The organism is Nocardia brasiliensis (genome assembly GCF_042691675.1).
GTDB classification, from domain to species: domain Bacteria; phylum Actinomycetota; class Actinomycetes; order Mycobacteriales; family Mycobacteriaceae; genus Nocardia; species Nocardia brasiliensis_D.
On record NZ_CP170507.1, the window covers coordinates 7,934,197 to 7,951,623 of the forward strand.

At 65.4% G+C, this 17,427-nt stretch carries 20 protein-coding genes and 4 tRNA genes; 6 read left to right on the plus strand and 18 right to left on the minus strand.

Going from position 1 to position 17,427, the window contains the following annotated elements:
* Positions 1-45 precede the first annotated feature (45 nt).
* The 4 genes from ACFK0J_RS36470 to rplJ all read right to left on the minus strand — a co-directional run bounded on the left by ACFK0J_RS36470 (position 46) and on the right by rplJ (position 3,160).
* Positions 46-840, minus strand: coding sequence for an ABC transporter permease (locus ACFK0J_RS36470; RefSeq protein ID WP_218471877.1), 795 nt, complete (start codon positions 838-840; stop codon positions 46-48).
* 11 nt (positions 841-851) lie between these two features.
* On the minus strand, positions 852-1,928 hold the full coding sequence (locus ACFK0J_RS36475; protein WP_218471878.1) for an ABC transporter ATP-binding protein: 1,077 nt from the start codon (positions 1,926-1,928) through the stop codon (positions 852-854).
* Between the two features lie 240 nt (positions 1,929-2,168).
* Positions 2,169-2,549: a 50S ribosomal protein L7/L12 gene (gene rplL, locus ACFK0J_RS36480; protein WP_107659495.1), complete on the minus strand. Its 381-nt coding sequence runs from the start codon at positions 2,547-2,549 to the stop codon at positions 2,169-2,171.
* A 65-nt stretch (positions 2,550-2,614) separates the two neighbouring features.
* Entirely contained in the window at positions 2,615-3,160 is a 546-nt protein-coding gene (gene rplJ / locus ACFK0J_RS36485; protein ID WP_218471880.1) for a 50S ribosomal protein L10, read from the minus strand.
* A gap of 412 nt (positions 3,161-3,572) precedes the next feature.
* On the opposite strand from rplJ, the gene ACFK0J_RS36490 reads away from it, so the two are divergent.
* Positions 3,573-5,195: an MFS transporter gene (locus tag ACFK0J_RS36490; protein ID WP_378734245.1), complete on the plus strand. Its 1,623-nt coding sequence runs from the start codon at positions 3,573-3,575 to the stop codon at positions 5,193-5,195.
* Between the two features lie 101 nt (positions 5,196-5,296).
* Here ACFK0J_RS36490 and ACFK0J_RS36495 read toward each other — a convergent pair whose 3' ends face one another.
* The 11 genes from ACFK0J_RS36495 to ACFK0J_RS36545 form a co-directional block, all read right to left on the minus strand.
* Complete coding sequence (locus ACFK0J_RS36495; RefSeq protein ID WP_378734246.1) at positions 5,297-5,827, minus strand: NADPH-dependent FMN reductase; 531 nt, start codon at positions 5,825-5,827, stop codon at positions 5,297-5,299.
* Between the two features lie 104 nt (positions 5,828-5,931).
* On the minus strand, positions 5,932-6,645 hold the full coding sequence (gene rplA / locus ACFK0J_RS36500) for a 50S ribosomal protein L1 (RefSeq protein WP_378734247.1): 714 nt from the start codon (positions 6,643-6,645) through the stop codon (positions 5,932-5,934).
* A 152-nt stretch (positions 6,646-6,797) separates the two neighbouring features.
* Positions 6,798-7,232, minus strand: a complete 435-nt coding sequence (gene rplK, locus ACFK0J_RS36505; protein WP_378734248.1) for a 50S ribosomal protein L11 — start codon at positions 7,230-7,232, stop codon at positions 6,798-6,800.
* Positions 7,233-7,349: 117 nt separating this feature from the next.
* Complete coding sequence (gene nusG, locus ACFK0J_RS36510; protein WP_378743270.1) at positions 7,350-8,156, minus strand: transcription termination/antitermination protein NusG; 807 nt, start codon at positions 8,154-8,156, stop codon at positions 7,350-7,352.
* 155 nt (positions 8,157-8,311) lie between these two features.
* Positions 8,312-8,704, minus strand: a complete 393-nt coding sequence (secE, locus tag ACFK0J_RS36515; protein ID WP_218471884.1) for a preprotein translocase subunit SecE — start codon at positions 8,702-8,704, stop codon at positions 8,312-8,314.
* 65 nt (positions 8,705-8,769) lie between these two features.
* A tRNA-Trp gene (locus tag ACFK0J_RS36520) sits at positions 8,770-8,842 on the minus strand.
* A 248-nt stretch (positions 8,843-9,090) separates the two neighbouring features.
* Positions 9,091-10,152 carry a fused (3R)-hydroxyacyl-ACP dehydratase subunits HadA/HadB gene (locus ACFK0J_RS36525; protein ID WP_378743272.1) on the minus strand — a complete coding sequence of 354 codons (1,062 nt, stop codon included), beginning with the start codon at positions 10,150-10,152 and terminating at the stop codon, positions 9,091-9,093.
* A 188-nt stretch (positions 10,153-10,340) separates the two neighbouring features.
* Positions 10,341-10,511, minus strand: a complete 171-nt coding sequence (gene rpmG, locus ACFK0J_RS36530; protein ID WP_014988500.1) for a 50S ribosomal protein L33 — start codon at positions 10,509-10,511, stop codon at positions 10,341-10,343.
* Positions 10,512-10,553: 42 nt separating this feature from the next.
* Positions 10,554-10,629: transfer RNA gene (locus tag ACFK0J_RS36535), tRNA-Met, on the minus strand.
* A 112-nt stretch (positions 10,630-10,741) separates the two neighbouring features.
* Positions 10,742-10,814, minus strand: a tRNA-Thr gene (locus ACFK0J_RS36540).
* A 332-nt stretch (positions 10,815-11,146) separates the two neighbouring features.
* A tRNA-Tyr gene (locus ACFK0J_RS36545) sits at positions 11,147-11,229 on the minus strand.
* A gap of 172 nt (positions 11,230-11,401) precedes the next feature.
* On the opposite strand from ACFK0J_RS36545, the gene ACFK0J_RS36550 reads away from it, so the two are divergent.
* Entirely contained in the window at positions 11,402-11,893 is a 492-nt protein-coding gene (locus ACFK0J_RS36550; RefSeq protein WP_378734249.1) for a YajQ family cyclic di-GMP-binding protein, read from the plus strand.
* 12 nt (positions 11,894-11,905) lie between these two features.
* Here the strand turns inward: ACFK0J_RS36550 and htpX are convergent, their stop codons facing one another.
* Both htpX and ACFK0J_RS36560 read right to left on the minus strand, forming a co-directional pair.
* A complete protein-coding gene (htpX, locus tag ACFK0J_RS36555; protein ID WP_378734250.1) occupies positions 11,906-12,787 on the minus strand; it encodes a zinc metalloprotease HtpX in 882 nt (293 codons plus the stop codon).
* 83 nt (positions 12,788-12,870) lie between these two features.
* On the minus strand, positions 12,871-13,893 hold the full coding sequence (locus tag ACFK0J_RS36560; protein ID WP_378734251.1) for a polyprenyl synthetase family protein: 1,023 nt from the start codon (positions 13,891-13,893) through the stop codon (positions 12,871-12,873).
* Positions 13,894-14,086: 193 nt separating this feature from the next.
* On the opposite strand from ACFK0J_RS36560, the gene ACFK0J_RS36565 reads away from it, so the two are divergent.
* From ACFK0J_RS36565 to ACFK0J_RS36575, 3 genes are all read left to right on the plus strand, one after another.
* Positions 14,087-15,352 carry a geranylgeranyl reductase family protein gene (locus ACFK0J_RS36565; protein WP_378734252.1) on the plus strand — a complete coding sequence of 422 codons (1,266 nt, stop codon included), beginning with the start codon at positions 14,087-14,089 and terminating at the stop codon, positions 15,350-15,352.
* Positions 15,353-15,452: 100 nt separating this feature from the next.
* Positions 15,453-15,878 (plus strand): helix-turn-helix transcriptional regulator, encoded by a 426-nt coding sequence (locus tag ACFK0J_RS36570; RefSeq protein WP_378734253.1) that lies wholly within the window; start codon positions 15,453-15,455, stop codon positions 15,876-15,878.
* A 57-nt stretch (positions 15,879-15,935) separates the two neighbouring features.
* Complete coding sequence (locus ACFK0J_RS36575) at positions 15,936-16,373, plus strand: VOC family protein (protein WP_378734254.1); 438 nt, start codon at positions 15,936-15,938, stop codon at positions 16,371-16,373.
* Between the two features lie 55 nt (positions 16,374-16,428).
* Here the strand turns inward: ACFK0J_RS36575 and ACFK0J_RS36580 are convergent, their stop codons facing one another.
* Complete coding sequence (locus tag ACFK0J_RS36580; RefSeq protein WP_378734255.1) at positions 16,429-16,935, minus strand: DUF2505 domain-containing protein; 507 nt, start codon at positions 16,933-16,935, stop codon at positions 16,429-16,431.
* Between the two features lie 39 nt (positions 16,936-16,974).
* Between ACFK0J_RS36580 and ACFK0J_RS36585 the strand changes: the two genes are divergently transcribed.
* Positions 16,975-17,427, plus strand: a complete 453-nt coding sequence (locus ACFK0J_RS36585; protein WP_378734256.1) for a DUF3592 domain-containing protein — start codon at positions 16,975-16,977, stop codon at positions 17,425-17,427.

Genomic DNA, 17,427 nt, shown 5'->3' on the forward strand with positions numbered 1-17,427 from the left:
CAGGGACTTGGCGATCACGGGGTTGCGGTACTGGGTGGCCACCGGTCAGGCGCCCTTGGCCGGGACGACCTGCAGGTACACCAGGGTCAGGATGAGGTTCACGAAGAACAGCACCAGGAACGTGATCACCACGGATTGGTTCACCGCGTCACCTACTCCTTTCGGACCCCCTTTGGGATGCAACCCCTTGTACGCGGCGATCACACCGGCGATCAGGCCGAATACCAGCGCCTTGATCTCACCGATCCACAGGTCGGGCAGCTGCGCCAGCGCGGAGAACGAGGCGAGGTAGGCGCCCGGCGTGCCGCCCTGCAGCAGCACGTTGAAGAAGTAGCCGCCCGCGATGCCGACGACCGAGACCAGGCCGTTCAGCAGCAGCGCGACCAGGGTCATGCCGAGCACCCGTGGCACGACCAGCTTGTGCACCGGATCGACGCCGAGCACCTCCAGCGCGTCGATCTCCTCACGGATGGTGCGCGAGCCGAGATCGGCGGCGACCGCCGATCCGGCCGCGCCCGCGATGATCAGCGCCGTGACCACCGGCGCCGCCTGCTGCACGGTGGCCAGCACACTCGTGGCACCGGTGAAGGATTCGGCACCGAGCTGCTTGATCAGCGAGCCGGTCTGCAACGCGACGACCGCGCCGAACGGGATAGCGACAAGTGCGCTGGGCAGGATCGAGACGCTGGCGATGAACCACGACTGCTCGATGAACTCCCGCCACTCGAAGGGCCGGCGAAACGTCTTGCGCAGCACGTCGACGAACAGTGCGAAGATGTTGCCGGCCTGGCCAAATCCCGACTCCAGGGGAGTCCGCAATCGCGCCAGGGCAGAGTTCACGAACGCAGATGTTACCCGTTAGTTGTGTTGTGTCGAGTGGTGGTGTCGTACGCGCCGCCCGGGTAACTACCCAGGTCGCTGTTGTTGTACGCCATCACCTGGGTCTCGTCGTTCTGATCAAGTGACTCACGAATCGCCACCTGTGCCGCGTGCGGCAGGGTGTGCATGATCTCGCGAACCCGCTCTTTGCGGCGCAGCACGGCCTGGCGCACCGGCATGCCGGGAGTTGCCTGCATCTGCGGAATGATGCCCTCGACCTCTTCGGCGCCGCCGTGGTGGTGGCCCGCGTCGAACATCGCTTGCTCGCGCGCCATCTGGGCCTCGTCCTTCTCCTCGGACATGCCGATCGGGCCCTGCATGCGGCCGTTGAGGAACTGCTTGACCACCGGCTCCTCGGAGGTGAGCAGCACCTCGCGCGGGCCGAACATGACCAGCTGGCGACGGAACAGCATGCCGATGTTGTCGGGCACGGTGCGGGCCAGGTTGATGTTGTGCGTGACGATCAGGATCGTGGCATCGATCTGCGCGTTGATGTCGATCAGCAACTGGCTCAGGTAGGAGGTTCGCACCGGGTCGAGGCCGGAGTCCGGCTCGTCGACGAGGATGATCTGCGGGTCGAGCACCAGGGCACGAGCCAGGCCGGCGCGCTTGCGCATACCGCCGGAGATCTCGCCGGGCAGCTTGCCTTCGGCCCCGAGCAGACCGGTCAGCTCCAGCTTCTCCATGACGATCTTCTTGATGTCGGATTCCGTCTTCTTCGTGTGTTCACGAAGCGGGAAGGCGACGTTGTCGAAGAGGTTCATCGAGCCGAACAGCGCACCGTCCTGAAACAGCACGCCGAAGAGCTTGCGAATCTCGTAGAGCTCCTTGTTGGAGCAGGTGGTGATATCGGTATCGCCGATATAGATCGAGCCGCGTTCCGGACGCAGCAGCCCGATCAGCGACTTCAGAAAGACGGACTTACCGGTACCTGACGGGCCCAGCAGTGCGCTGACCTCGCCGGAAGGCAAGGTGAGTGAGACATCCTGCCAAATTCGCTGTGACCCGAAGGACTTGGTAACACCTTCGGTTCTGACCTCGACGCCCACGCCAACCTCCACAATTTCTCAGCGAGCTGCCCACCGGCGAACCGCGTGCTCGGTCTCGCGGTGTGTCACGTCACAGTGGGTCCGGCCACTGTATCCCAAGAGCGAGACGGGGCACAGCCCAACCTGACTGAAGAGTAACCCCGTTTCACTCGCTATTTCCGGATTGTTGGCGCAGGTCGCCGGAAACAGCAAACGGGCGGCCCCCCATAGGGGACCGCCCGTCGGCGATTCGGTCGTGAATTACTTGACCGACACCTTGGCGCCGGCGTCTTCCAGCTTCGCCTTGGCGGCCTCGGCGGCATCCTTGGCAACCTTCTCCAGGATGGCCTTCGGGGCACCCTCGACGAGGTCCTTGGCTTCCTTCAGGCCCAGGCCGGAGACGATCTCGCGGACCACCTTGATGACCTGGATCTTCTTGTCGCCCGCACCCTCGAGGATGACGTCGAACTCGTCCTGCTCCTCGACGGCCTCGGCAACGGCGCCCGGGCCGGCGGGGCCCGCGACGGCGACCGGAGCGGCCGCGGTGACCTCGAACTTCTCTTCGAACTTCTTGACGAAGTCCGACAGCTCGAGCAGGGTCATGTTGCCGAAGGTCTCCAGCAGTTCGTCAACGTTGGCCATGATGTTGTTCCTTTCGGTAGTTGATGTACATGAGGGCGACGCGCACGCGAATCACCCGCACGGGGTTATTCAGCGGCAGCGGTGTCGCCACCGGCTTCGGCCTGCTTCTTCTCGACGAGCGCGGCGGCCAGACGGGCCACCTGCGACGCCGGAGCGTTGAACAGACCGGCGGCCTTGGCCATGTTGCCCTTCATCGCACCGGCCAGCTTGGCCAGCAGGACCTCGCGGGACTCCAGGTCGGCGATCTTCTCGACCTCGGACACGGACAGCGGTGCGCCGTCCATGTAGCCGCCCTTGATGATGAGCGCCTTGTTTTCCTTCGCGAAGGTCTTCAGGGCCTTCGCCGCGGTAACCGGCTCACCACTGATGAAGGTGATCGCGGTCGGTCCGACGAACAAGTCGTCCAGGCCCTCCACGCCAGCCTCGGCGGCAGCGCGCTTGACCAGGGTGTTCTTGGCGACGGAGTACGTGGCTTCGGCGCCGAGCGCGCGCCGCAGCTCGGTGAGCTTGCCGACCGACAGACCACGGTATTCCGTGACAACGGTGGCAGTCGAGCTCTTGAACTGCTCCGCGATCTCCTCGACCGCAGTGACCTTCTCGGGTTTTGCCATACTTCGCCTCCTCTCTGATGGTCGGTTCGTTGCGGACTACCGATCAGGGGACGGCGACAAAACAAACGCCCCGGACGCAGAGCGTTCCGGGGCGCACAAATAAATACACGGCCTCGGTTCTCCCTGCGTGGGCCGCCGGCAATGTCGCCGGACCTTCGATCGAACCCATGTGGGCTCGACGACCAACGGTCTTCGGTAGAACGGATTTGGGTAGGAATCGAACTAGTCGATAACTGATGTCCAATGTACCTGGACCCACCCCCATCCGCCAAAACGGGGGGGTTTACAGGGGAATCGAGGCCATTCGGTATCCGATTCGCTGTGCTTCGAATCACATCCGCGGCGACATGTGGGCGAGATCGCCCAAAGAAAGTGTTACCAACGGTGACAGTTACTGTTTGACTGCTTGACTATGGCAACCTCCATAGTCGATCCACCGATGCTGCTGGAACGACGTAACCAGCGCTTTATCGCCTTGGCCGTGATCTGCCTCGCCGAGCTGCTGGTCGTCCTCGACAACACCATCGTGAACGTGGCGCTCCCCTCGATCGGAGTGGAACTCCAGACCGGTGTCAGCGGCCTGCAATGGGTCGTGGACGCGTACACCCTGACTTTCGCCGGGCTATTGCTCGCCTTCGGCAACCTCGGCGACCGCTACGGCCGCCGCCGAGTCATGATCATCGGCCTGGTCGGCGTCGGCGCCATGTCGGTCGCGGGCGCGCTGTCCGGCTCCATGGGCGGTGTGATCACCGCGCGTGCGGCGATGGGCGTGTTCGCCGCGGCGGTCTTTCCCGCGACGCTGGCTCTGATCATCAACATCTTCCGCGACACACGCGAGCGGGCACTCGCCATCGCGGCGTGGACCGCCATGGCGGGCTTCGCCATCGCGATCGGCCCGATCTCGGGCGGCTGGCTGCTGGAACACTTTTCGTGGCATTCCGTTTTCTGGATCAATGTGCCGCTCGCGCTCGTCGCGGTGGTCGCGACGATGATCTGGGTGCCCGAATCGCGGTCCGCCCAGGTGGGGCGGCTGGATCTGCCGGGCATCGCGCTGTCGATCGCGGGCATCACGCTGCTGGTCTGGTCGATCATCGAAGCACCGCGCTTCGGCTGGCTTTCCACCACGACACTGGGAACCTTCGCGCTCGGCGTCGCACTACTCGCCGCGTTCGTCCTCTGGGAATTGCGCACGCGGACACCGATTTTGGATATGACGCTGTTCCGGAATCGCCGGTTCTCGATGCCCGCCTTGGCCATTGCGGTGTGCTACTTCTCGATGTTCGGCTTCCTCTTCCTGATCACCCAGTATTTTCAAGGCGTACGCGAGTACACCCCGCTCCAATTCGGTATCGCCTCACTACCGTTCGCGTTCTCGGTCGCGGTGGGCGCACCGATCGCCACCCTGCTCGCGCAGCGGTTCGGGCCGACGCCGGTCATCGTGACCGGTCTGCTGAGCACCGGACTCGGGCTGTATCTGGGCGGCCAGGTGACCGTGGACAGTCCGTATGTCACTGATGTGTTGCCCGCCATGGTGTTCATGGCGCTCGGCGTCGGCATCGTCCAGGGGCCGGCCACCGAGTCGATCATGGGTTCGCTACCGCTCAATGAGGCAGGCGCGGGGTCGGCGGTCAACGACACCACCCGCGAAATCGGCGGGACCCTCGGTGTCGCGGTGCTCGGCTCGATCGTCGCGTCGTATTACACGACCCGGATCGCCCCGCGCATCGATGCCCTACCCGCCACGTTGATGAACGACAACGAGAAGAGCCTGGTGAAGTCCAGCCCGCTGAGTGTGCTGGAACTCCGCAAACGCCCGCTCCCCCCGTTCTTCGAGAGCCAACGCGAAAACCTGATCATCGCAATGAAATCGGCGGCACTGGAGGGTTCGCACACCGCCTCGCTGGTCGCGGCAGGCGCGGTCGTAGTGTGCGCGATCGTGGTTGCGATCTTCCTCCCGTGGGGTGCGCAAGAGGGTGAGTCGGTCCTACTGGCCTGGCGCAAATCCCCTGCCGATAAACCGGATTCGCCGCACTAGCGCCTGACAACCCCGATCTCACAGAGCGTCCGCACCCTTCACAGAGCATCTACCCCCCGGTGAGGCGTACGGACGCTCTGTGAGATCGAAAGTGCCGGGGGTCAGGGCGATACGCGGGCGACCAGTTTGGTGAGTGCTTCTCTTGCGCCGGTTCGGAATTCCGGGGTGGCGACCAAGCCGTCCGGGCCGACGTCGTCGCGGTCGACCGGCAGCCTGGCGCCGCAATCGGGTGCGATGGCGGCGCCTACGTAGCCGAGGACGAGGGCCAAGGTGGCGGCGGCGCCTTCGCCGCGGCCGGGGGCGGCGACGTTGATCCAGGCGGTGGGCTTCTCGTACAGATCGGCATTGCCGACGGTCCAGTCCAGCAGGTTCTTCAGGCTGCCGGGCAGGGTGCCCGCGTATTCGGGGGTGCAGAACAGTACCGCGTCCGCGCGCGAAAGTTGTTCGCGCAGTGCGAGAACCGATGGATGTGCGGTGCCGTCGTCGTCGGGGTTGAAGGCGGGCAGCTCGGCCAGGCCTTCGTACCACTGCATTTCGACGTCGGCCGGGGCGATCGCCCGCACCGTGCGCAAGGCGGCGGAGTTGGTCGAAGCACTGCGGGTGCTCCCGGAGATCAGCAGGACAACCGTCACCTCATGGCCAACGACGGGGGCCCGGGAATTAGTCCGACCCGGAAACGCGCAACGGCGGGAACGCGAAACGCGTTCCCGCCGTTGCGGACTTGCTCGAGTGCTACTTACGCATCCTCGTCGAGGAGGTTGCGGGTGCGGTTCGGGTCCACCGGGATGCCCGGTCCGGTGTTCGTCGAGACCGTCACCTTCTTGACGTAGCGACCCTTGGCGGTCGACGGCTTCACACGCAGGATCTCCTCCAGCGCGGCGCCGTAGTTCTCCACCAGCTTGGCGTCGTCGAAGGACGCCTTGCCGATGACGAAGTGCAGGTTGGCCTGCTTGTCGACGCGGAAGTTGATCTTTCCGCCCTTGATCTCGTTGACGGCCTTGGTCACGTCGTTGGTGACCGTGCCCGTCTTCGGGTTCGGCATCAGGCCACGCGGTCCGAGGACGCGCGCGATCCGGCCGACCTTGGCCATCTGGTCCGGGGTGGCGATCGCGGCGTCGAATTCGAGCCAGCCGCCCTGGATCCGCTCGATCAGGTCCTCGGCGCCAACGGCGTCCGCACCGGCGGCTTCGGCCTCGGCGGCCTTCTCGCCTGCCGCGAACACGATGACGCGGGCGGTCTTACCGGTGCCGTGCGGCAGGTTGACCGTGCCGCGGACCATCTGGTCGGCCTTGCGCGGGTCCACACCGAGACGAACGGCGACCTCGACGGTCGCGTCGGTCTTGGTGGTGGCGGTCTCCTTGGCCAGCCGCGCTGCGGCGAGCGGGGAGTACAGCTGATTGCGATCGACCTTCTCGGCCGCGGCGAGATACGCCTTGCTTCGTTTTGCCATGATTCTCTGTCCTTAAGTTTCTGGTTCAGACGTGGTTCTCGGGCCTGGCCGGCCCTCCCACCTGTGAGCGCGGACGCTCAGCCTTCGTGCTCGATGGAAGTCTTCGCTACGCCTACGTGGTGACGCTGCGCTACCTCCTCCGGCGCTGAGGCTCAGCCTTCGATGGTGATACCCATCGAACGAGCGGTGCCCGCGATGATCTTCGCCGCCTGATCGATGTCGTTGGCGTTCAGGTCTTCCTGCTTGGTCTTGGCGATCTCCCGGACCTGGTCCATGGTGACCTTCGCGACCTTCAGGCGGTGCGGCTCAGCCGAACCCTTCTGCACACCGGCGGCCTTGAGCAGCAGCCGAGCGGCGGGCGGGGTCTTCAGCTTGAAGTCGAACGACCGATCCTCGTACACCGAGATCTCGACCGGAATGACGTTGCCACGCTGCGACTCGGTCGCGGCGTTGTACGCCTTGCAGAACTCCATGATGTTGACGCCGTGCTGACCCAGCGCGGGACCCACCGGAGGGGCGGGGTTCGCCTGGCCGGCCTGGATCTGAAGCTTGATGATCCCGGCGAGCTTCTTCTTCTTGGGGGGCATCTTTCTTTCCTAGGTGTCTGTTTTCCTTGCTCTTTGCAAGTCCTGGTGAACCAACCCGTGGTCCGGGCCGATTCATCCCGTCGAAGGCCCGGATCGCGTCCGGGCCGACGGAACGTCTTAGATCTTCGCGACCTGGGTGAACCCGAGCTCGACCGGAGTCTCGCGGCCGAAGATCGACACGAGCACCTTCAGCTTCTGCTGCTCGGCGTTGACCTCGGAGATGCTGGCGGGCAGCGTCGCGAACGGGCCGTCCATCACGGTCACCGACTCGCCGACCTCGAAGTCGACCTCGATGACCGGCTTGGTCACCGACTCGGCGGCGGACTCGGCGGTGCCGGCGGCAGCGGCGGCCGGAGCCTTCTTCTGCTGCGCGGCGGGGACCAGGAACTTCACCACGTCGTCGATGGACAGCGGCGACGGACGCGAGGTGGCACCGACGAAACCGGTGACCCCGGGGGTGTTGCGCACCGCGCCCCACGACTCGTCGTTGAGTTCCATCCGGACCAGGATGTAACCGGGCAGCACCTTGCGGTTGACGTTCTTGCGCTGGCCGTTCTTGATCTCGGTGACCTCTTCGGTCGGCACCTCGACCTGGAAGATGTACTCCTCGAGATCCAGGTTCTGCACGCGGGTCTCGAGGTTGGCCTTCACCTTGTTCTCGTAACCGGCGTAAGAGTGGATGACGTACCAGTCACCGGGGGCGCGCCGCAGCGCTGCCTTCATTTCGGCGACCGGATCGGCGGGTTCCGCGTCGATCGGGGCGGCCTCGGCAGCGGCGTCCGCGGACTCGGTGGCGGCGTCCGCAGCGTCCTCGGAAGCCACGTCCTCGGAGTCTTCGGCGGTCGCGACGTCTTCGGTGGTGGGCTCCACCACCGCGTCATCGACCGGGAACTCTTCGTTTGTGTCGTTCTCCGGGGTGCTCACTGGGGCACTCGCTTCCTGTGTCGTCACGTACATCCTCTGCGTGCCGGGGCCGGGCGCGCGGCGGAATTACTCCGCCGGTGTCCGCCCCGGGATCGGCCGGCGGCGTCGGCCGACCGGGTCGAGCGACCGGCAAGCAGTCGCAAGCGCCGGTTCTGCTAGCCGAACAGCCAGGTGACACCCTTGATGAACGCCACATCCAATCCACTGATGAACGCGACCATGAAAATCACGAACACCAGAACAACGCTCGTATAGGTGACCATCTGTTTCCGGTTGGGCCAGATGACCTTGCGCAGTTCTGCGATTACCTCACGCAGGAACTTGATCAAACGCTTGAAGGGGTTACCCGTCTTCTGGCGTTCGGCCCGATCGGTCTTGGCTGCCTTGCGCGACGAAGGTCGATCGAGTGTGGCGATCGAACCCGTGTCGGCCGACGCACTGCGCGTCCGCCGGGCGGATCGTTTGCCGCTCGGCCGAGCCACCGCGGCGGTGTCATCGCCGTCGTCGGCCGCATGCGCGCCGTGGCGAGGGTCCCGCTCGTCGACCACGTCGATCCTTTCGTCGCTGGCATGCTGGTTCTTTCGAGCGACCTGCTAGCTGTCGCTACGGAAGGCAGGGGCGACAGGACTTGAACCTGCAACCTGCGGTTTTGGAGACCGCTGCTCTGCCAGTTGAGCTACGCCCCTTCGGTTGGACCGTGTTGGCCGTCCAACCACCGTTCGATATTCAGTTGTGCGGTTCCGGCGTCACCACAACACGCGCCACTGTGACATGACACGCGCGCTGCCTTGTCAGTTGCCGGCCCCATCGGCGAAATCCTTGCGGATTCGCCAGGAACCAGTCCCACAGAGCAGCGCGCAGCGGCTGGTGACCCCAGAAACCTGAGTGTACGTTACCGTCCGCGCCGTTAGCCAATCAGGGTCAGTCGACCAGGTCAGGCCAGTTGCACGGTTGCCGTCGCGCGCCCGAAGATCTTGCGCCCCGCCGACTTCGCCACGATGGCGACGACCGCGGTCCGCGTCTCCGGATCCACTGACTTCACTTTACCGGTGTACTCGATTTCGGCGGCCTCATCGGTGCCGACGTAGACCGGGCTGGTGAAGCGGACGTTGTACTCCTTGACCGCGCCGGGATCGCCGAGCCAGGAGGTGACGAAGCCGCCGCCCAGACCCATGGTGAGCATGCCGTGCGCGACCACGTTGTCCAGGCCGACGAGCTTGATCACCTCGTCGCTCCAGTGGATCGGGTTGGCGTCGCCGGAGACGCCCGCGTAGTTCACCAGATCGCCGCGGGTGAGCCGGACGATGCGGGTGGGCAGCTCGTCGCCGACCGTGACGTCCTCGAACCTGATCGCGTGCTTGCTCGGCGCGACTTCGGGCACCGTGGTCGCGGCCACGGGCGGGTCGATGACGTTGGCGCGTGGGCGGTGGTCCGGCGCGTCTTCGCCGATGCCGTGCATCAGCACGTTGCGCACCACGGTGTTGAGGTTCGGGTCGATGTCGCCGCCGCTGCGGCCGATCAGCGTGGTGTAGGTGGTGAGCACCAGCTCGTCGTTCTGCGCGGTGACAATGTTCTTGGTGACGATGATGTCGCCGCCGAAGGCCTGCCGGAACGAGTGCAGGTAGACGTCGCAGACCAGTTGGTCGCCGACCTTGATCGGCCGGTGGAATTCAAGGATCTGGTCGGTCTGCAGGATCTGGCTCAGGTCGTAGCCGGTGACGATCTGCTCGAAGAGCTTGCGCTGGGCCAGAATGCCGACCAGGGAGATGAAGGTGAGCGGCGCGAGCAGGCCGTCGTAGCCGTACTCCTGCGCCAAGTCCTCGTCCCAGTGCACCGGGTGGTAGTCCTGCACAGCGCGCGCGTATTCGCGCACCTTCTCGCGGCCGACCTCGTAGTAGTCGTCGACGCGGTAGTGGTGCCCGACCATCGAGGCCGCGTGCGCCGCGGGGTCGAAGGTGTCGACCGCCTGAACCGCTTCGTCTGTACCGGTGTTGATTGTCACGGGAGGACTGTACCTATCTGACCCCGAGCCCGGAGTCGGCGGAGCGTCTACCACCGCGCATCGGACCGTAAAATGCGTCAGGGCCGGACTAACGTCCGGCCCTCGCACTGTCACGATTCGAGATTGCCGAGAGCGATCAAGCTCCCGACGCCGATCCACGCGGCAGCATCACGCGTGGCGGACTAGCGGGATTCTTTATGTCCCCGGTGCGTGCCGCAGTTCGGGCAGAACTTCTTGAGTTCCAGCCGATCCGGGTCGTTGCGCCGGTTCTTCTTGGTGATGTAGTTGCGGTGCTTGCACTGCTCGCAGGCCAAGGTGATCTTTGGCCGGACATCGGTGGACTTCGCGGCCACGATATTCCTTCTTTCGGGTCAACCAGTTGGTCTGATCGGTTTTGGTAGCGATGGCCGGACTTGAACCGGCGACACAACGATTATGAGTCGTTTGCTCTACCGACTGAGCTACACCGCCATAGGGTCGCATTGCTGTGGTGCCGCGCCCCGGCCCCACCAGAGTGGGAACTAGCCCCACCAGAGTGGGAACTATATGCGATGCCGAGTCGGTCACCACCGGCAATCCGGCGAGCCCCCTAACGGAATCGAACCGTTGACCTTTTCCTTACCATGGAAACGCTCTGCCGACTGAGCTAAGGGGGCATGACTACTTCCGCACCAGGCTCCGAACACTCGACCCCGGCGCGGCGAAGTCTTGAACGAGGTTACACACTCAGGGGTCAGAGCTCCAAACCGGGTGGTCAGACCCGGTATTCAACCAACCTTCACACAGCAGACCGCCACCCAACAGCGTCGAGCAGCGGTGCGGCGGTACTCAGCGGTGACAGAACCTATGCGCTCGCCGCGACCACCGAATGGGGGTCCGGGGGGCGAAGCCCCGCCGGGCAGGGTGTGGGGGTTGCACCCCCACAAGACACGAACGAAGTGAGCCCCGCACGCGCTTTCTGCGTGCAGGGCTCACCAAGCGAACGGAGTGGCAGGTGTAGGATTCGAACCTACGTAGGCTTTCACCGACAGATTTACAGTCTGCTCCCATTGGCCGCTCGGGCAACCTGCCGTTCACGCCGTTTGAGGCGCGGAGAGCAGAATACATCGAACCCCAGCCCTGAATGCAAACCGGCTGGCTATCGGCCGTGCGCGCGCACTAGCGTCCTAGTTCCGGGTACAACTGTCGAGTGCCGGTTTTCCGGTGAAGTGACCCGTCGAACCGTGAGGAACAGGAGCGCAGTGTGGCCGATTCGTCTTTCGATGTCGTCAGCAAGGTCGACCGTCAGGAGGTCGACAACGCCCTGCATCAGGCCGAGAAGGAGCTGACCACCCGCTACGACTTCCGCGGTACCGGTGCGTCCATCGAGTGGTCCGGTGAGGACAAGATCGTGCTGACCGCCGAGGCCGAGGAGCGGGTGAAGGCGGCGTTGGATGTGTTCAAGGAGAAGCTGATTCGCCGCGACATCTCGCTCAAGGCGTTCGACGCGGGCGATCCGGTCGCGTCCGGCAAGACCTACAAGATCACCGGCACGCTGGTGCAGGGCATCGATACCGAGCACGCGAAGAAGATCACCAAGAAGATCCGTGACGAAGGCCCCAAGGGCGTGAAAGCGCAGATCCAGGGCGAGGAACTGCGGGTGAGCAGCAAGAAGCGCGACGACCTGCAGGCCGTCATCTCGCTGCTGAAGGGCGAGGACTTCGGCATCGCCTTGCAGTTCGTCAACTATCGCTAGCCCGGGGGCACCTCAGTAGCGCTTCGGCCCGCCCGCCATTTCTTCGAGGCGGGCGATGCGCTCGGCCATCGGCGGATGCGTCGAGAACCAGCGGGCGGCACGCTCACCCGTGCGGAACGGGTTGGCGATCATCATGTGCGACTGGGCGGTCAATTGCGGCTCAGGCGGCAACGGGGCGGCTTGCACGCCGCGTTCCAGCTTGCGCAGGGCCGAGGCGAGGGCCAGCGGGTCGCCGGTGAGTTCGGCGCCGGACTGGTCCGCCTGATATTCGCGGGAGCGGGAGACGGCCAGCTTGATCAGGCTCGCGGCGATCGGACCGAGCAGCGAGACGAGCAGCACACCGAGCATGTTGGGTCCCTCGCCGTTGCGGTTGCCGCCGAACGCCGAGGCGAAGAAGGCCAGGTTGGCCAGGCCGGAGATGACGGCGGCGAGGGCGCCCGCGACCGAGGAGATGAGGATGTCGCGGTTGTAGACGTGCGATAGCTCGTGACCGAGCACGGCACGTAGTTCCCGCTCGTCGAGGATCTGCAGGATGCCGCTGGTACAGCAGACCGCGGCATGCCGAGGACTGCGGCCGGTGGCGAATGCGTTGGGGGCGTTGGTCGGGCTGATGTAGAGCCGCGGCATCGGCTGTCGCGCGGTGGTCGCGAGCTCACGCACGATCCGGTAGATCACCGGCGCCTCCAGCTCGCTGACCGGCTGCGCGTGCATGGCCTTCAACGCGAGTTTGTCGCTGTTGAAGTACGCGTACGCGTTCATGCCGACGGCGAGCAGAATGGCCAGAATCAGGATCGTCGGGCTGCGGAACATCGCCCCGGCGAACACGATCAATGCCGAGAGCCCGACCATCAAAACAAAGGTCTTGAGCCCATTCGCATATCCGTGCCCGTGCATAGGTCTCCTTGCCCACTCCCCCGATCGTCGAGTGTCTTACAGCAGCTCAACGATAGGAGCACGAACCAAAGTTCCTGCTGAACTCAGCCGACACGCTCGATGGTGTAGCGGACCAGGTGTTCGAGGGCGTCGTTGGCCGGTCCGGCGGGCAAGGCGGACAGTTCGGCGTGGGCGATGTCGGCGTAGCCGTGCAGCTTCTCCTTGGCCAGCACCATGCCGCGGGAGCGGGCGAGCAGGTCGAGTGCCTCCTCGACTTCCGCGTCGGTTTCCAGCGGGTGGTCGAGCAGCTTGCGCAGGCGGTCGCCCTCGACGCCCTCGTCGCGCAGCGCGTAGAGCACGGGCAGGGTGTGCACGCCCTCGCGCAGGTCGGTGCCCGGCGTCTTGCCGGACTGTTCGGCGGCCGAGGAGATGTCTATGATGTCGTCGGAGATCTGGAAGGCGGTGCCGACCGCGTCCCCGAGCCGGGCCAGCCGCTCGACGTGCTCGGTGCTCGCACCGGAGAAGGTGCCACCGAACCGGCCCGCGGCCGCGATCAGCGAGCCGGTCTTCTCCCAGACGACCCGCAGGTAGTGCTCGACCGGGTCCTGGGATTCGCGGGCGCCCATGGTCTCGCGCATCTGGCCGGTGACCAGTTCGGCGAAGGTTTCGGCGATGATCCGCACCGCGTCGGGGCCCAGCGTCGAGGTCAGCCGGGAGGCGTGCGCGAACAGATAATCACCCGCCAGGATGGCGATGTTGTTGCCCCAGCGGGCATTCACGCTCGGTGCGCCGCGACGCATGGTCGCCTCGTCCATCACGTCGTCGTGGTAGAGCGTCGCGAGGTGCACCAGTTCGACGACGGTGCCCGCGGTGATCAGCGCGGGATCGGTCGGGCGCGGGCCGAGTTGTCCGGTGAGGATGGTGAACAGCGGCCGGAACCGCTTGCCGCCGGCCTTGGCCAGGTGCAGCGCCGCCTCCTGCAGGAATTCCTCGCCGTCGGACAGCTCGGCGACCAGGAGCTTCTCGACCTCTTCCAGGCCGTTGCGCACGGTCGCCGCGAGCTCGACGTCGACGAGATCGACCCCGGCCACCACCGTGCTCTCGTCCCGCACTGCCGATGCGCTCATTTCTTCTCCCACCGATCCGTCCGACCCCACGGTAGAGAACCTAGCGTGTCCCCAGCCGATGGCCCATGAACACCGTCACTATGCGGTGTATCAGACACTTTCGCACACCGTTTTCCGCCTGCCCCGGTGGCCCGCGTTCCTGGTGACGCGACCGCCGTCGACACGAACAAGATTGCCCTGCAAGTATTGAGACATGGGTTCACCCGAAGTCACCCCCGATGCCGGGGACGCGCTGCCCGCCAGGGCCGAGGTGCTCGTCGTCGGCGCGGGCCCGGCCGGATCGGCGTCGGCCGCCTGGGCCGCGCGGGCCGGGCGAGACGTGGTGCTGCTCGACGCCGCGGTCTTCCCCAGGGACAAGACCTGCGGCGACGGGCTGACACCGCGCGCGACGGCCGAGTTGGAACACCTCGGCCTCGGCGACTGGCTGCGTGCGCACACGGTCAACCACGGTCTCCGAATGACCGGTTTCGGCCGGGAAGCCTTGCTGCCGTGGCCCGCCGGTTCCTTTCCGACTTATGGAAGCGCCGTTCCCCGAACCGAACTCGACGACAAGCTGCGCGAGACCGCGATGAAGTCGGGCGCGCGGATGATCGACGGAACCAAAGTGGTCGATGTCACCCGCGAGGGTGATCGCGTCACCGGTGTGATCGTGCGGACTACCGAGGGCACACACACCATCGAGTGCGCGACGCTCATCGTCGCGGACGGTGTGCGTTCGCCGATCGGACGCCAGCTCGGCCGCACCTGGCATCGGCAGTACGCCTACGGCACGGCGGCCCGCGCCTACATCAAGTCCGGCCGCAGCGACGACCAGTGGATCACCTCGCATCTCGAACTGCGCGACGCCGATGGCGCACTGGTCCCCGGCTACGGCTGGGTGTTCCCGCTCGGCAACGGCGAGGTCAATATCGGTGTCGGCTCGCTGGCCACCGAGAAACGGCCGTCGCACATCGCGTTGAAACCCCTGCTGGAGCACTACACCAAGCTGCGCTTCGACGAGTGGCAGTTCGAGGGTTCGCTGCGCGCGGTGGCCTCGGCCCTGTTGCCGATGGGCGGCGCCGTGTCGAATGTGGCCGGGCGCAACTGGGTGCTGGTCGGTGACGCCGCGGGCTGCGTGAATCCGTTGAACGGTGAGGGCATCGACTACGGCCTGGAGGGCGGCCACATGCTGGCCGAGTTGCTCGACGAGCCGGATCTCACGCGCGTCTGGCCCGAACTGCTGCGCGCGAAGTACGGCCGGACCTTCTCGGTGGCGCGGCGGATCGCCGGGCTGGCCACGCACCCGCGGATGGTGCCGGTCGGCGGGCCGCCGGTGATGCGGTCGAAATACTTGCAGCGCACGGCGGTCCGGGTGATGGGCAACCTGGTCACTGACGAGGACGTGGACCTGACCGCGCGGGCGTGGCGGGCGGCGGGCCGGATGTCGATGCGCGTCGATGACCTCCCGCCGTTTGCCTGACCTCGCGGACCTGCTGTTTCCCAGCTCGCACAGCGGTCCACCGGTACCCTGATCATGCTGTGCGAACCAGCGACGCACGGGACGACAGGGTCGGCAACCAATGAGCGGACAAGCAGGTGGACGACCCGCGCTGTATTTGCTGCCGCATCTGCGGCGGGCGCGGGACCTCGCGGATCGGCAGTATGCCGACCCGCTCCGTCTCGATGAATTGGCCACTGCCGCAGGGGTTTCCAAGTATCACTTCCTCCGGGCGTTCGCCGCCGTCTATGGGCTCACCCCCGCCGCGTATCTGGCGGAACGACGGATCGAGCGCGCCCAGGACCTGTTGCGCGCCACCAACCTGACGGTGACCGAGGTCTGCATGCTGGTCGGCTACAGCAGCCTCGGCTCGTTCAGCAGCAAGTTCCGCCAGCTGGTCGGCGTCTCCCCTTCCGAGTATCAGGCCAAGTTCGCCGACGGCGCGCCCCGCATTCCGGGCTGCTTCGTGTTCATGCACGGCCTGAGCGACCGCAAGCGCGATACCTGAGCCGATCGCGCAATTTCAGAGAAGCGCCGACCGATAGCGCGCCCATAGCCTGGTCGCATGACAACGATTACGAACGTCTCGCTGGTCACCCTGTACGTCACCGACCAGACCGAATCGAAGCAGTGGTACATCGATAAGCTGGGGTTCGTCGAGGTTGCCGATATCACCATGGGCGACAACGGGTTCCGGTGGGTCACCATCGCCCACCCGGCGCATCCGGAGCTCGAGATCGGGCTGATGATCCCCGGGCCGCCGCTGGACGAGAATCTGGCCGAGGCCATCCGCCGCGCCCTGGCGAACGGCACCCATGGCGCGCTCGGCCTACGCACCGAGAACTGCCAGAAGACCTTCGAGGAACTCACCGCCAAGGGCGTCGAGTTCATCCAGCCACCGGCCGAGCGGCCCTACGGCACCGAGGCGATCATCCGGGACAACTCCGGGAACTGGCTGGTACTGGTGGAACAGAAGGAATACTCCCCCGAGGATTTCCAGTAGCCGAGCCATCCCGTCGTCCCGGCGTGGGCCGGGACAACGGGGGCCGGTCCTCGCCTCAGGCGGTCGCCTGTGCGGCGACCCACTCCTCGATGAACTTGCGCTCGCTGTTGAGCACTCGATGGTGCAGTTGCTCGGCGAGCGGTTCGATGGCGCCGCCGACCAGCGGCACCTTGACCTGCACGGTGCCGACCACCTCGATCTCGGAACCTTCGGCGGTCGACCGCATTTCGTAGGTGCCCGACATCTCCGTGGTGATGCCGCCGGTCGCACCCTCGAAGGTGCCCTTGGCAACCTCACCCCGCAGTGCCTGCCAGTTGTCGGTGCGCGAGAGCATGAGCTCGCTCTTGAGTACCTTGCTCACCACGCTGGGAATCTTGTCCTGCGCGGCCTTTTCGGTCATGTGGATGCGGATGCTGCCCGCACCCTCGGGATGCGAGAGATCCAATGTTGCGGTCTCGGCGTCGGCGAAACGCGCCTGCCAGACTTTGTCGTCGGTAAGTGCCCGGTGAAGATCTTCGACCGGGACGGTGTAAGGCACGGTGAAGCTGAATTTTCGGGACATGCGCGACACCGTAGCCGAGTCTGTCGGTAGCCTGTTGCGGTGTTGGAAACCACCCAGTCTGATCGCCGGTCGATCCGCCTGCGGCGGGCCAGGATCGGCGTGCTCACGGCTGCGACGGTGGTCAGTGTGCTCGTCGTGCTGTTGGTGCTCGCCGCCTGGCGCAACGACTATCTGATCAGCTCGGACAAGGGTGTCACCAGCGCCGAGGTGCTTTCCGCCGGTCGGCTGCGGTCGGCCGTCATGTATGTGACCCCGGACGGGGAGACGCACAATCCGAAGGTCGGCGTGCTGTATCCGACCAACCTCACCGCGGGTGAGCGCATCCGGGTGGAGTACAACCGCGCGGATCCCGATCTGGTGCGGGTGGAAGGACGCGATGTGCGCGTTGCCATTCCACCCGCCTTGTCGGTGATCGTCGTGGTGTGGCTGCTCGCGCTGCCGACGCTGTGGCTGCTGGTGCGACTCGGCAGGCGACGGCCGGAATCGGCCTGA

What these genes read in the sequence shown, in the direction of transcription:
- rplL (WP_107659495.1), bottom strand. Translation starts at nt 2,549, where the DNA reads ATGGCCAACGTTGACGAACTGCTGGAGACCTTCGGCAACATGACCCTG.
- rplJ (WP_218471880.1), bottom strand. Translation starts at nt 3,160, where the DNA reads ATGGCAAAACCCGAGAAGGTCACTGCGGTCGAGGAGATCGCGGAGCAG.
- ACFK0J_RS36490 (WP_378734245.1), top strand. Translation starts at nt 3,573, where the DNA reads ATGGCAACCTCCATAGTCGATCCACCGATGCTGCTGGAACGACGTAAC.
- rplA (WP_378734247.1), bottom strand. Translation starts at nt 6,645, where the DNA reads ATGGCAAAACGAAGCAAGGCGTATCTCGCCGCGGCCGAGAAGGTCGAT.
- rplK (WP_378734248.1), bottom strand. Translation starts at nt 7,232, where the DNA reads ATGCCCCCCAAGAAGAAGAAGCTCGCCGGGATCATCAAGCTTCAGATC.
- htpX (WP_378734250.1), bottom strand. Translation starts at nt 12,787, where the DNA reads ATGCACGGGCACGGATATGCGAATGGGCTCAAGACCTTTGTTTTGATG.
- ACFK0J_RS36560 (WP_378734251.1), bottom strand. Translation starts at nt 13,893, where the DNA reads ATGAGCGCATCGGCAGTGCGGGACGAGAGCACGGTGGTGGCCGGGGTC.
- ACFK0J_RS36565 (WP_378734252.1), top strand. Translation starts at nt 14,087, where the DNA reads ATGGGTTCACCCGAAGTCACCCCCGATGCCGGGGACGCGCTGCCCGCC.
- ACFK0J_RS36570 (WP_378734253.1), top strand. Translation starts at nt 15,453, where the DNA reads ATGAGCGGACAAGCAGGTGGACGACCCGCGCTGTATTTGCTGCCGCAT.
- ACFK0J_RS36575 (WP_378734254.1), top strand. Translation starts at nt 15,936, where the DNA reads ATGACAACGATTACGAACGTCTCGCTGGTCACCCTGTACGTCACCGAC.
- ACFK0J_RS36580 (WP_378734255.1), bottom strand. Translation starts at nt 16,935, where the DNA reads ATGTCCCGAAAATTCAGCTTCACCGTGCCTTACACCGTCCCGGTCGAA.